Raw genomic sequence first — 12,569 nt, forward strand, 5'->3', positions numbered from 1 at the left:
GCCCTCCCCCGCCGCCCCATCCGCGAACTGCCCGATGAGCTGATCAGCCAGATCGCCGCGGGCGAAGTGGTCGAGCGGCCCGCCTCGGTGGTGCGCGAGCTGGTGGACAACGCGCTGGACGCCGGCGCGACGCAGATCACGCTGCGCCTGCAGGCCGGCGGTGTGCGGCTCATCAGCGTGGAAGACAACGGTTGCGGCATCCTGCGCAGCGAGCTGCCCCACGCGCTCAAGCGCCACGCCACCAGCAAGATCGCCAGCCTCTCCGACCTCGAGTCGGTGGGCACCATGGGCTTTCGCGGCGAGGCGCTGGCCGCCATCTGCTCGATCGCCGAGGTCTCGCTGCTCACGCGCGTGGACACGCCCGACGAACCCCACGGCTGGCTGCTCGACGGCCGCAGCGGCGAGCTGCAGCCCACCGCCCGAGCGCCCGGCACCACGGTGGAAGTGCGCGAGCTGTTTTTTGCCACGCCCGCGCGGCGCAAGTTCCTCAAGACCGACGCGACCGAACTCGCCCACTGCATCGAGGCCGTGCGCCGCCATGCGCTGGCCCGGCCCGACGTGGGCTTTGCCATCTGGCACGAGGGCAAGCTGGTGGCGCAGTGGCGCGCGGTGGCCGGCGACAGCGGCATGGCCGCATTGCGCCAGCGCCTGGCCGACGTCCTGGGCGAGGACTTCGTGGCACAGGCCGTGGCGGTGGACTGGCCCATCGACCCCCCTGTCCTGGTGGCGAATGGCCAGCAGCGCCTGCGCGTGTGGGGCTTCGCCGGCGTGCCCGACGCGGCGCGCTCGCGCGCCGACTGGCAATTCGCCTATGTGAACGGCCGCTACGTGCGCGACAAGGTCATCACCCACGCCGCGCGCAGCGCCTACGAAGACGTGCTGCACGGCCACCGCCAGCCGGTGTACGCGCTGTTCGTCTCGCTCGACCCCACGCGCGTGGACGTGAACGTGCACCCCACCAAGATCGAGGTGCGCTTTCGCGACAGCCGCGAGGTGCACCAGGGTGTGCACCATGCGGTGGAAGCCGCGCTCGCGGTGCCCCGCTCGGGCAACAGCGCAGCAGAGGCGGCCCCCCTGCCGGTGGCCGCGCCCGCCGCCCCGGCCTGGACACCCCCGGCGCGGCAGGCCCCGTTTGCGTTCGCGCCGCGCGAGCCCGAGGTGGGCCACCGCGTGAGCGACGTGGGGGCCCTGTGGGCCACCGCACCGGCCGCGGCCCCCCCGACCACGGCCAGCAGCAATGCCAACGCCTGGACCCCGCCCGCGCGCAGCGCCGACCCCGCGCCGCCCCAGGCCTTGCCCGAGGGCGACTGGCCGCTGGGCCGCGCCATCGCGCAGCTGCAGGGCGTGTACATCCTTGCCGAGAACGCGCACGGCCTCGTGGTGGTGGACATGCACGCGGCCCACGAGCGCATCGTCTATGAGCGACTCAAGCAGCAGCTCGACGAGCAGCAGCTGGCCAGCCAGCCGCTGCTGATCCCGGCCACCTTCTCCGCCACGCCCGACGAGGTGGCCACCGCCGAGGACGGCGCCGACGTGCTGGCCACGCTGGGTCTGGAAATCACCGCCCTCTCGCCCAAGACGCTGGCCGTGCGCGCCGTGCCGACCACGCTGGCGCAGGGCGACCCGGTGGAGCTGGCGCGCAGCGTGCTCGCCGAGCTGGGCCAGCACGAAGCCAGCACCGTGGTGCAACGCGCCCGCAACGAACTGCTGGCCACCATGGCCTGCCACGGCGCGGTGCGCGCCAACCGGCGCCTCACGCTCGACGAGATGAACGCGCTGCTGCGCCAGATGGAAGTGACCGAGCGCTCCGACCAGTGCAACCACGGCCGACCCACCTGGCGGCAGATGGGCATGAAGGAACTGGACGCCCTGTTTCTGCGCGGCCGCTGACTCGCGCCCGCTTTTTCGCACCAAAAACAGGCGAGACCCTCGGGTAAACGAGGAGGACGCCGATCGTCCACCGCGCCAAAACAGGGCGTTTTGCGTCACGAAATGCAGGTTGCGCATAATCTCATGCACTTTTTTAAAGCATGAGACACATGAAATACACCTCGGCCCACCATTTCCTCGAACACGTCGCGCAGCAGAACCCCGGTCAACCCGAATTCCACCAGGCCGTCTCGGAGGTCATGGAAAGCCTCTGGCCTTTCATTGCCGCCCACCCCAAATACGCCGAACACGGCCTGCTGGACCGCCTGGTCGAGCCCGAGCGCGTGGTGATGTTCCGCATTTCCTGGGTCAACGACCACGGTGACGTGCAGGTCAACCGCGGCTACCGCATCCAGCACAGCTCGGCCATCGGCCCCTACAAGGGCGGCATGCGCTTCCACCCCTCGGTGAACCTGTCGATCCTGAAGTTCCTGGCCTTCGAGCAGACCTTCAAGAACGCGCTGACCACGCTGCCCATGGGCGGCGGCAAGGGCGGCTCCGACTTCGACCCCAAGGGCAAGAGCCCGGGCGAGGTGATGCGCTTCTGCCAGGCCCTGGTGAGCGAGCTGTTCCGCCACGTCGGCAGCGACACGGACGTGCCGGCTGGCGACATCGGCGTGGGCGGGCGCGAGGTCGGCTTCATGGCCGGCATGATGAAAAAGCTCAGCAACCGCGCCGACTGCGTCTTCACCGGCAAGGGCCTGTCCTTCGGCGGCTCGCTGATCCGCCCCGAGGCCACGGGCTACGGCACGGTGTACTTCGCCGAAGAGATGCTCAAGCAGCGCGGCATGAGCTTCCAGGGCCTGCGCGTGAGCGTGTCCGGCTCGGGCAACGTGGCGCAGTACGCGGTCGAAAAGGCCATGGCGCTGGGCGCCAAGGTGGTCACGGTCTCCGACTCCAGCGGCACCGTGATCGACGAGGACGGCTTCAGCCCCGCCAAGCTCGCCGAGCTGATGGAGGTGAAGAACCACCTCTACGGCCGCGTGAGCGACTACGCCGAGCGCACCAAGACGCGCTTCGAGCCCGGCAAGAACCCCTGGGCCGTGCCGGTGGACGTGGCCCTGCCCTGCGCCACCCAGAACGAGCTCAACGCCGAGGACGCGGCCACCCTGATCCGCAACGGCGTGATCTGCGTGGCCGAGGGCGCCAACATGCCCACCACCATGGAGGCGGTGCAGCGCTTCGAGCAAGCCGGCGTGTTGTACGCGCCCGGCAAGGCCAGCAACGCCGGCGGCGTGGCCACTTCCGGCCTGGAGATGAGCCAGAACGCCATGCGCCTGTCCTGGCCGCGCGACGAGGTCGATGCCCGCCTGCACACCATCATGCGCGGCATCCACGAGGCCTGCCTGCAGCACGGCCGCCGCGCCGACGGCACGGTGAGCTACGTGGACGGCGCGAACATCGCCGGCTTCGTGAAGGTGGCCGACGCGATGCTGGCCCAAGGCGTCATTTAGCGCACCCCCTGCGCCGCTCACGCGGCTTCCCCCTGAAGGGGGACGACACCTGGGGCCGGCAAAGCCGGACCCTCGGTGTCTCTGGCTGCTCTGCCCGCAGGCGCAAGGCGTGATCTAAACCACGTGGGCGCCTTCGCGGTGCCCCGGCGGTGTGGCATGGAACCTGCGGAAGGAGGAAAGTACCTGAACTTTTTCCCCTTCTGGTGCATCCATCACCGCCATGAAGCGCCTCATTGTCACCCTGCTCGCCGCCCTGGCCCTGTTGGCCGGGTGCGCCACACTGGATGAGAAGCAGCGCTTCTGGATCTTCCAGCCCTCCGACCGCACCTGGGCAGGCGGCCTCAGCGCCGCCGAGGGCATGGACGACGTGTGGATCGATTTCGACTCCCCCAAGACCGGCAAGCCGGTGAAGCTGCATGGCCTGTGGGCGGCGCACGAGAACTTCGAGCGCCGCGAGGACGCGCCGGTGCTGCTCTACCTGCACGGCGCGCGCTTCAACGTCACCGGCTCGGCCTTCCGCGCCCGGCGCATGGAAGACCTGGGTTTCTCGGTGCTGGCCATCGACTACCGGGGTTTCGGCAAGAGCACGAACGAACTGCCCTCCGAGACCACCGCCTACGAAGACGCGCGCGCGGCCTGGAACTGGCTCGGTGAAAAATACCCCGGGCGGCCGCGTTACATCTTCGGCCACTCGCTGGGCGGCGCCATCGCGATCGAACTGGCGGCCCAGGTGGACGACGAGGCCGGCACCGTGGTCGAAGGCACCTTCACCTCCATCCCCGACGTGGTCAGCACCTTCAAGTGGGGCTGGCTGCCGATCTCGCTGCTGATCACGCAGCGCTTCGAGGCCGTCAAGCGCGTGCCCGAGATCGGCTCGCCGCTGCTCGTGGTGCACGGCGGGGACGACCGCCTGATCCAGCCCGAGCTGGGCCGCAAGCTGTACGAGGCCGCCAAGGGCCGCAAGGCCTTCGTGCTGGTCGAAGGCGGCTCGCACCACAACACCAACTCGGTCGGGCAGGCGCAGTACCGCGCCGCGCTCTCCAGCCTGTTCGGCATGCGCGACGAGAGCGCGGACGCGCTGAAGGTGGTCGAGCGCTAGTCAGTGCTGCACCGCCTGGGCCAGCGCCGCCCAGGCCTTGTGGTTCAAGGGCATGGTGGCCGCCGCCGCCGCGATCGGGTGCGACGACAGCTTGACCACCACCATCTCGGCCTTGGGGTTGATGTGGATGAACTGGTTGTGCACGCCGGCCGCCTCCCAGGCCCCATCGGCGTTGTGCAGCGCCCACCACTGGTTGCGGTAGCTGTAGCCCGCGCGCGCCTGCTGGCCCGGTGCCTTGGCGAACTTCTCGCGGTCGCCGCCGCGCGCGGTGTCGGCGATCACCTCGCTGGCCAGGATGCGCTGGCCGTTGAACTCGCCGCCCCGACGCAGCATCTCGCCAAAGCGCGCCAGGTCGCGCAGCGTGGCGCTCATGCCCGAGCCCTGCAGCGGCGTGCCCACCGAATCGATCATCACGCTTGCGTCTTCCTCGGCGCCCAGCTTCTGCCAGACGCGTTCGCTCAGCAGGTCGGCGAAGTGCTGGCCGCTCGCGCGCGAGACGATCCAGCCCAGCACCTCGGAATGCACGGTGCGGTAGACGAAGGCCTCGCCGTGCTCGCCCTCCTTCTTCAAGGTTTTGAGAAAGCTGTAGATGTCCTTCGGCCCGGTGTAGGTGGCGGGCGCGGGCAGCATGCCGCTGGAGAACAGGTAGGGGAACACCTCGGTCGTGGGGTCGGTGTAGACCTCGCGGTAGCGCACCGCGCCGGTCATGTCCATCACCTGGCGCACGCTCATGTCGTCCCAGGCGCTGCCGGCCAGTTCGGGCACGTACTGCGTCACGCGCGCGGCCGGGTCGATGCGGCCTTCGTGCGCGAGCTGCGCGGCCAGCAGGCCGGTGAAGCTCTTGGTGACGGAGAACAGCAGGTGCGGCGTCTCGGGCTTCATGTTGCGGTAGCGCTCGTACACCACCCGGCCGCGGTGCAGCACGATGAGGGCATCGGTGTAGGTGTTGCGCTGCCACTCGGCGATGGTGGTGCGCCCGCCCTGCTCGTCGGCGAAGGCCCAGTCGTCCAGGTTCTTTTCGCGGCGCGGCAGCGGGGCCACCGCCGCCGGGCCGCGGCGGATGTTGCGCGTGGGCAGCAACTCGCGCACGTGCTGCAGCGACCAGGTCATCTGCGGGTAGCGGGTGCGGTTGCCGTTGTCCACCAGCTTGTCGGGGGCCGGCGGAAAGCCTTCCATGTAGCCGAGCTTGTCGAGCAGCACGCTGTCGGGTGGCGGCAGTTGCGGGGCCTGGGCCCAGGCCGTGGGCAAGGCCAGCATCAAGCCGCAGAGGGCGGTGGTGATCGGTCGGACGCGGTGGCGCATGGGTCTTGTCTCCTGTTGTGGTTCGGGAATACCGGGGTCTCGCCACGGGCAAGTTACCGGGACAATGGCGCGCAATCTTGATGAGAACCTGATGCCCAGTCCCGCACGCGACGACGACAACGACGCGCCCACCGGCACCCACCCCGGCGGGCTGGGCTACACCGCCGCCGACGACGGCGATGTCTGCCACCACGGCCGGCCGCTCGCGCTGCCGCCCAAGGAGCGCGCGGTGCTGCACCTGCTGCTGCGGCAATGGCCGCGCACCGTGTCCAAGGAGCAGTTCGCGCGGCAGGTGTGGGCCGGCCAGCCGATGTCGGACGAAAGCCTGGCCCGCTGCATCGCACAGCTGCGCCAGGCCCTGCCGCCGGCCACCGGCCTGGCCCTGCGCGCGGTGTACCGGCGCGGCTACCGGCTGGAGGTGATCGCCTCCACCAACGAGGCCCCGTCGCCCGCGCATGGTCGGCTGGCGCATGCCGCCATGGCAGCGCCGCACCAGGTGGAGACGCTGACCCACGCGCGCCAGCTCGTGCAGCAGCGCACCGCCGAGGCGCTCGTGCGCGCCGAGCGGCTGCTGCGCGCGCTGATCGACGAAGCGCCGGACTACCTCGCGGCGCCGCTCGCGCTGGCCGAGTGCCTCGCGGCCACGGTGAGCTGCGGCCTGGCCGTGCGGCGCGAGCGCATCGACGAGGCCCTGGCGCACCTGGACCGCGTGGCCCACGGCGCGCCCCACATGCCCGGCCTGTGGGCCGAGAGCGCGCACCTGCTCGACTGCGCCTGGCGCTTCGACGAGGCCGCCGCGCTGCACGAACGCGCCCTGGCCAGTTCGCCGCTGGACGCCGCCACTCACTACTACCGGGGCTGGCACCTGCTCGCCACGGACCGGCCGCGCGAGGCCGTGGCGGCGCTGGAGCAGGCCCTGCGCTTGAACCCGTTCTCGGTCTACATGGCCATCCTGCTGGCGCGCGCGCTGGCCACCGCCGGCGACCCCGAAGCCGCGCTCGCGCGGGCCCGGCGCACGCGCGAGAACGCGCCCGAGCACCGCGCCGCCGCCTTGCACCTGCTGGGCGTGCAGGCCCTGGTGGCGCCCTCGCCCGCTCTGGCCGCCCAGGCCCTCGAGCTGCTGCCCGACCCGGCCGCGTGGGTCTTCGCCGCGTCCACGCTGGGCTATGTGCTGGCGCGCTGCGGCGAGGCCGACGCGGCCGCGCGCGTGATCGCCGGCACCCAGCAGGGCAACCCGAGCGAGCAGGCCACCCACGTCGCGGCGCTCGCGCTGCTGGGCCGCCGCGATGAAGCGATGGACCGCCTGGAGCGCGCCGCCGCCGAGGGCTGCGGACACCTGCCGCTGGTGCTGCTGGCCACCGAGAACCACGGCCTGCGCAGCGAGCCGCGCTGGGCGGCCATCGCGGCCCGCGTCTGGCCACCCCGCTAGCCACGCGCCGCAAGGCGTTCTGCTACCCTCGACCGGATGCCCGCCCCGCCTCCTTCGCCCTCTTCTTCCGCCATGTCGCCCGGCCTGATCGTGCTGGTGCTGTCGCTGCTGCTGGGCCTGCAGCCGATCGCCACCGACCTCTACCTGCCCGCGCTGCCCGCGCTCACCTCGGGCTTTGGCGCGCCCATGTCGCAGGCCCAGCTCACGCTCACCGCGCTGCTGCTGTGCTTCGGCCTGTCGCAGCTGGTGTGGGGCCCGCTGTCGGACCGCCACGGCCGCCGGCCCGTGCTGCTGGTGGGCATGAGCGCCTTCGTCGCGGCCTCGATCGGCAGCACCTTCGCGCCGTCGATGGAACAGCTCATCGTCTGGCGCGCGGTGCAGGGCGCGGCCATGGGCGCGGGCGTGATGTGCGCGCGCGCCATCGTGCGCGACCTGTACGCGCCCAGCGAAGGCGCGCGCGTCATGTCCAAAGGCCTCACCGGCCTGGGCGTGATCGCCTGCGCCGCGTCGCCCACCGGCGGCCTGCTGTCGGACCTGTTCGGCTGGCGCGTCTCGCTCATGGCGCTCGCGGTGTTCGGCGCCATCACCCTGCTGGTCGTGGCCTGGCGTTTCGAAGAGACCCTGGCGCAGAAGAACCCGCGCGCGCTCTCGCCCGGCACCCTGTTCGGCAACTGGGCGCAGATCGCGCGCCACCCCACGTTCTGGGCCTTCGCGCTGCTGTCCACCGCGTCCTACGGCGGCCTGTTCACCTTTCTCGCGGCCTCGTCCTTCGTGTTCATCCGCGTGCTCGGCCTGTCCACCACGGCCTATGGCGTGGTGATGTTCAGCATCTCGCTGGTCTACATCCTGGGCACCTTCCTGTGCCGACAGCTGCTGCCGCGCCTGGGCCTGCGCCGCACGGTGGCCGTCGCCGGGGTCATCACGCTCACCGCCGGCACCAGCATGGGCGTCCTGGGGCTGCTGGGCGTGCAGAGCACCTGGGCCATCCTGGTACCGTTCTGGCTCTTCATGCTCGCGCACGGCGTGCACCAGCCCTGCGGCCAGAGCGGCGCGGTGGGCCCGTTTCCGCAGGCCGCCGGCGCGGCCTCGGCGCTCAGCGGTTTCCTGTCGATGGTCACGGCCTTCGCCATGGGCGGCTGGCTCGGCGTGAGCCTGGCCGGCATCGGTGAAGGGCGCGGCTCGGTGCTGCCGCTGACCAATGGCCTGTGGTTCTGGAGCGTGCTCATCGCCCTCGTGGCCTGGACGCTGGTGCAGCGCCATGGCGAGGCGCACACCGCGCCGCAGCGCGTGAGCGCATCGGCCCGTTGACACCCCTCACCATGCCCAGCGCTCCCCGTTGCATCGCACTCGCCGGCCCCACGGCCAGCGGCAAGAGCGCGGCCTCGTTGGCCATCGCGTTGCGCTGGCCGGTGGAAATCATCAGCGTCGACTCGGCCCTGGTCTACCGCGGCATGGACATCGGCAGCGCCAAGCCCAGCGCGGCCGAACGCGCCCAGGTGCCGCACCACCTGATCGACATCCTCGACCCGCTGCAGAGCTACAGCGCCGCCGACTTCGTGCGCGACACCACGCGCCTGGTGGACGAGATCGCCGCGCGCGGCCGCACCGCGCTGCTGGTGGGCGGCACCATGCTGTATTTCAAGGCCCTGCTGGTGGGCCTGGACGAGATGCCCCAGGCCGACGCCCGCGTGCGCGAACGCATCGAAGCACGCGCGCTCGAACTGGGCTGGCCGGCGCTGCACGCCGAACTCGCGCGCGTGGACCCGATCACCGCCGCGCGCCTGCCGCCCAACGACTCGCAGCGCATCCAGCGTGCGCTGGAGGTGCACGAGGTCTCCGGCCAACCCCTCTCCAGCTTCCAGACCGGCCGCACCCACAACCCCGACAGCCCGCTCGCGCCCGAGCACCTGATCTCGCTCGAACCGCAGGACCGCGCCTGGCTGCACGCGCGCATCGCCCAGCGCTTCGACGACATGCTCGCCGCCGGTTTTCTCGACGAGGTGCGCGCGCTGCGCGCGCGCGGCGACCTCTCCACCGAGCTGCCGTCCATGCGCTGCGTGGGCTACCGCCAGGCCTGGGACATGCTGCAGGCCCATGGCGACGCGCTCACGCGCGAACAGCTCGCCGAGCTGCGCGACCTCGGCATCTTCGCCACCCGCCAGCTCGGCAAGCGCCAGCTCACCTGGCTGCGCTCCATGCCACAGCGCCGCGTGATCGCCTGCGACGCGCCCGACGCACTGGCCCAGGTGCTGCACACCGTCGAAACCTGGCTGGGCCCGGCCGCATGAGCACGCCGGCCCTGGTGGTCCACGAACTCGGCAAGCGCTACGGCGATACGCCCGTGTTCAGCCAGGTGAGCCTGAGCGTGGCCCCGGGCGAGTTCGTCGCCATCGTGGGCGAGTCGGGCGTGGGCAAGTCCAGCCTGCTCAACTGCCTGGCCGCGCTCGACGACTGGAGCGAAGGCCACATCACCCACCAGGGCGTGGACCTCGGCACGCTCGACGAGACCCAGCGCGCGCACTGGCGGCGCGAGCACCTGGGCTTCGTGTTCCAGGCCTTCCACGTGCTGCCGCACCTGGACGTGGCGCAGAACGTGGGCCTGCCCCTGCTGCTGCTGGGCCGCCCCGACCCAGCGCGCGTTCAGCAGATGCTCGACGCCGTGGGCCTGGGCGGGCTGGGCGCGCGGCTGCCGGCCGAACTCTCGGGTGGTCAGCTGCAGCGCGTGGCGATCGCGCGCGCGCTGGTGCACCGCCCTGGTTTGCTGCTGGCCGACGAGCCCACCGGCAACCTCGACCCCAGCACCGCCACCCAGGTCATGGACGTGCTGCAGCAGCAGGCCACCGAGAGCGGCGCGGCGCTGGTGCTGGTCACGCACTCCCGCGCGGCCGCGGCGCGCGCGCAGCGCGTGCTGCACCTCACCGCCTCGGGCCTGCAGCCCGCGCTCACCACCTGACACGTTTTCCGCGTGCACGGCGCGGGGCATCGCGGTAAGGTCAGGGCATGGCCGGTGAAAAGAACCCGCCATGTAACTTGATTACAATAAAATCCAAAATCACAAGTAACTAAATTAGACCATGGTCACAACGAATCCCGCCCCCACCCCTGCCGAGCCGCTCGATCTGGTGATCTTCGGCGGCGTGGGCGACCTCTCGGTGCGCAAGCTGCTGCCCGCGCTCTACATGGCGCACCTGCACCGCAACCTGCCCGAGGCCACGCGCATCCACGCCCTGGGCCGCCAGCCGTGGGACCGCGAGACCTTCACCGCCTTCATCCACGAGAAGGTGCGCGCCTTCATCGCCCCCGAGACGCTGGACGAAACCGCCTGGCAAGGCTTCGTGGCGCGCCTGGGCTATGTGTGCCTCGACGCCACGCAGCCGGCCGACTTCACCGCCCTGGCCGGCGCGCTGCAGCCGGGTTCGGACCGCGTGTACTACCTCGCCACCGCGCCCACGCTGTTCACCGGCATCTGCGCCAACCTGCACGGCGCCGGCCTGATCGACGAGCGCTCGCGCGTGGTGCTGGAAAAGCCGCTGGGCCACGACCTGGCCTCGGCGCGCGCCATCAACGACGAGGTGGGCCGCTACTTCAGCGAGGGGCAGACCTTCCGCATCGACCACTACCTGGGCAAGGAGACGGTGCAGAACATGATGGTGCTGCGCTTTGGCAACACCATCTTCGAGCCGCTCTGGCGCAGCCCCTACATCAAGAGCGTGCAGATCACGGTGGCCGAGTCGGTCGGCGTGGGCAGCCGCGCCGGCTTCTACGACGGCACCGGCGCGCTGCGCGACATGGTGCAGAACCACCTGCTGCAGCTGCTGTGCATCGTGGCCATGGAGCCGCCGGTCTCGCTCGACCCCGATGCCGTGCGCGACGAAAAACTCAAGGTGCTGCGCTCGCTGCGTCCCATGACCGAGGCCGACGTGGCGCGCGACACCGTGCGCGGCCAGTACACCGCCGGCGCCTCCAACGGCGACAAGGCCGCGGGCTACCTGCAGGAGGCCAACGTGCCGGCCGACAGCACCACCGAAACCTTCGTGGCCCTGCGCGCGCACATCAACAACTGGCGCTGGGCCAACGTGCCGATCTTCCTGCGCACCGGCAAGCGCATGGCCGAGCGCCGCTCGGAGATCGTCATCGAGTTCGCCGACCTGCCGTACACCATCTTCCCCGACGCACCGCGCCAGCCGGTCAACCGGCTGATGATCCGCCTGCAACCCGAGGAACACGTGCAGCTGCAGATGATGGCCAAGGAACCCGGCAGCGGCATGCGCCTGCGCCCGGTGAGCCTGGACCTGGACCTCGAATCGGCCTTCAGCGCGCGCCGCGCCGAAGCCTACGAGCGCCTGCTCATGGACGTGATCAAGGGCCGCCTGACGCACTTCATGCGGCGCGACGAACTCGAAGCCGCCTGGACCTGGGTCGAGCCCATCCTCGACGGCTGGAGCAACCTGAGCGAGAAGCCCCGCCCCTACACCGCCGGCAGCTGGGGGCCCGCCGCCTCGTCCGCGCTGATGGCGCGCGAAGGCTCGGCCTGGGTGGAAGAAGCCTGACCCCATGAACGCGCTCGACCGCCCCCCACCCAACCCGCTGCAGGTGCACCCCGCCAGCAACGCGGCCGAACTCGCGGCGCAGCTGGCCCTGCATGCCGCGCAGCGCCTGCGCGAGGCGATCGGTGCGCGTGGCCACGCGGTGCTCGCGGTCTCGGGCGGCAAGTCGCCGGTGGCGATGTTCGAACGCCTGCGCGAGCAGCCGGTGGAATGGGACCATGTGAGCGTGCTGTTGGTGGACGAGCGCTGCGTGCCGCACGACCACCCCGAGAGCAACACCGCCCTGGTGCGCACCCACCTGCTGCAGGGCGCCGCCGCCGCGGCCCGCTTCGTGCCCTTCTTCGACCGCCTGCCCACCGTGCTCGACGACGCCGCGCTCGCGGCCCTGGCCGACGGCGCCAACCACCGCCTGGCCACCCAGCCCTGGCCCATGGACCTGGCCGTGCTCGGCATGGGCGAGGACGGCCACACCGCGTCGATCTTTCCGGGCGCGCCCGGCCTGGCCCGCGCGCTGCACGGCAGCGGCCCGGTGACCTGGCAGCGCCCCGCCGAAGCGTCGCGCGCGCCGCACGCGCGCCTCACCCTCACCCTGCCGGCCTTGCTCGCCACGCGCGAACTGGCCCTGTCCATCAGCGGCGCGAGCAAGCTCGCCGTGTACCAGCAGGCCCGGCTCGCCGCCGACGAAAGCCTGCCGGTGTCGCTGGTGCTCAACCAGCACCTCACGCCCGTGAGCGTCTGGCTGGCCTGAACGAGACACCCAAAATGACCACCACCACGAACGCCCCCCTGCACCCCACCCTGGCCCACGT

10 protein-coding genes are annotated in these 12,569 nt (G+C 71.2%); 9 read left to right on the plus strand and 1 reads right to left on the minus strand.

Going from position 1 to position 12,569, the window contains the following annotated elements; genetic code table 11:
• From mutL to AC3WPZ_RS25900, 3 genes are all read left to right on the plus strand, one after another.
• A partial coding sequence (gene mutL, locus AC3WPZ_RS25890) for a DNA mismatch repair endonuclease MutL (RefSeq protein WP_492442250.1) occupies positions 1 to 1,890 on the plus strand: 1,890 nt, incomplete at its 5' end.
• 149 nt (positions 1,891 to 2,039) lie between these two features.
• A complete protein-coding gene (gdhA, locus tag AC3WPZ_RS25895) occupies positions 2,040 to 3,383 on the plus strand; it encodes an NADP-specific glutamate dehydrogenase (protein ID WP_444688599.1) in 1,344 nt (447 codons plus the stop codon).
• Between the two features lie 220 nt (positions 3,384 to 3,603).
• The gene (locus AC3WPZ_RS25900; protein WP_492442252.1) at positions 3,604 to 4,482 is read left to right on the plus strand and encodes an alpha/beta hydrolase; all 879 of its coding nucleotides are present in this window, start codon (positions 3,604 to 3,606) and stop codon (positions 4,480 to 4,482) included.
• Here AC3WPZ_RS25900 and AC3WPZ_RS25905 read toward each other — a convergent pair whose 3' ends face one another.
• On the minus strand, positions 4,483 to 5,784 hold the full coding sequence (locus AC3WPZ_RS25905) for a serine hydrolase domain-containing protein (protein ID WP_492442254.1): 1,302 nt from the start codon (positions 5,782 to 5,784) through the stop codon (positions 4,483 to 4,485).
• A gap of 91 nt (positions 5,785 to 5,875) precedes the next feature.
• On the opposite strand from AC3WPZ_RS25905, the gene AC3WPZ_RS25910 reads away from it, so the two are divergent.
• The 6 genes from AC3WPZ_RS25910 (at position 5,876) to pgl (ending at position 12,508) form a co-directional block, all read left to right on the plus strand.
• Positions 5,876 to 7,213, plus strand: coding sequence for a winged helix-turn-helix domain-containing protein (locus AC3WPZ_RS25910; RefSeq protein WP_492442256.1), 1,338 nt, complete (start codon positions 5,876 to 5,878; stop codon positions 7,211 to 7,213).
• Positions 7,214 to 7,249: 36 nt separating this feature from the next.
• On the plus strand, positions 7,250 to 8,521 hold the full coding sequence (locus AC3WPZ_RS25915) for a Bcr/CflA family efflux MFS transporter (RefSeq protein WP_382159375.1): 1,272 nt from the start codon (positions 7,250 to 7,252) through the stop codon (positions 8,519 to 8,521).
• Between the two features lie 11 nt (positions 8,522 to 8,532).
• A complete protein-coding gene (gene miaA / locus AC3WPZ_RS25920) occupies positions 8,533 to 9,501 on the plus strand; it encodes a tRNA (adenosine(37)-N6)-dimethylallyltransferase MiaA (RefSeq protein ID WP_492442258.1) in 969 nt (322 codons plus the stop codon).
• Entirely contained in the window at positions 9,498 to 10,166 is a 669-nt protein-coding gene (locus AC3WPZ_RS25925; RefSeq protein WP_382323815.1) for an ABC transporter ATP-binding protein, read from the plus strand. Before miaA ends, AC3WPZ_RS25925 begins: the two co-directional genes overlap by 4 nt.
• Before the next feature lie 121 nt (positions 10,167 to 10,287).
• Entirely contained in the window at positions 10,288 to 11,763 is a 1,476-nt protein-coding gene (zwf, locus tag AC3WPZ_RS25930) for a glucose-6-phosphate dehydrogenase (RefSeq protein WP_382323814.1), read from the plus strand.
• Between the two features lie 4 nt (positions 11,764 to 11,767).
• Positions 11,768 to 12,508 carry a 6-phosphogluconolactonase gene (gene pgl, locus AC3WPZ_RS25935; protein ID WP_382159383.1) on the plus strand — a complete coding sequence of 247 codons (741 nt, stop codon included), beginning with the start codon at positions 11,768 to 11,770 and terminating at the stop codon, positions 12,506 to 12,508.
• Positions 12,509 to 12,569 lie beyond the last annotated feature (61 nt).

It is taken from the genome of Hydrogenophaga sp. FW305-3-2-15-A-LB1 (assembly GCF_058787875.1).

What these genes read in the sequence shown, in the direction of transcription:
- miaA (WP_492442258.1), top strand. Translation starts at nt 8,533, where the DNA reads ATGCCCAGCGCTCCCCGTTGCATCGCACTCGCCGGCCCCACGGCCAGC.
- zwf (WP_382323814.1), top strand. Translation starts at nt 10,288, where the DNA reads ATGGTCACAACGAATCCCGCCCCCACCCCTGCCGAGCCGCTCGATCTG.
- pgl (WP_382159383.1), top strand. Translation starts at nt 11,768, where the DNA reads ATGAACGCGCTCGACCGCCCCCCACCCAACCCGCTGCAGGTGCACCCC.
- AC3WPZ_RS25905 (WP_492442254.1), bottom strand. Translation starts at nt 5,784, where the DNA reads ATGCGCCACCGCGTCCGACCGATCACCACCGCCCTCTGCGGCTTGATG.
- gdhA (WP_444688599.1), top strand. Translation starts at nt 2,040, where the DNA reads ATGAAATACACCTCGGCCCACCATTTCCTCGAACACGTCGCGCAGCAG.
- AC3WPZ_RS25925 (WP_382323815.1), top strand. Translation starts at nt 9,498, where the DNA reads ATGAGCACGCCGGCCCTGGTGGTCCACGAACTCGGCAAGCGCTACGGC.
- AC3WPZ_RS25915 (WP_382159375.1), top strand. Translation starts at nt 7,250, where the DNA reads ATGCCCGCCCCGCCTCCTTCGCCCTCTTCTTCCGCCATGTCGCCCGGC.
- AC3WPZ_RS25910 (WP_492442256.1), top strand. Translation starts at nt 5,876, where the DNA reads ATGCCCAGTCCCGCACGCGACGACGACAACGACGCGCCCACCGGCACC.
- AC3WPZ_RS25900 (WP_492442252.1), top strand. Translation starts at nt 3,604, where the DNA reads ATGAAGCGCCTCATTGTCACCCTGCTCGCCGCCCTGGCCCTGTTGGCC.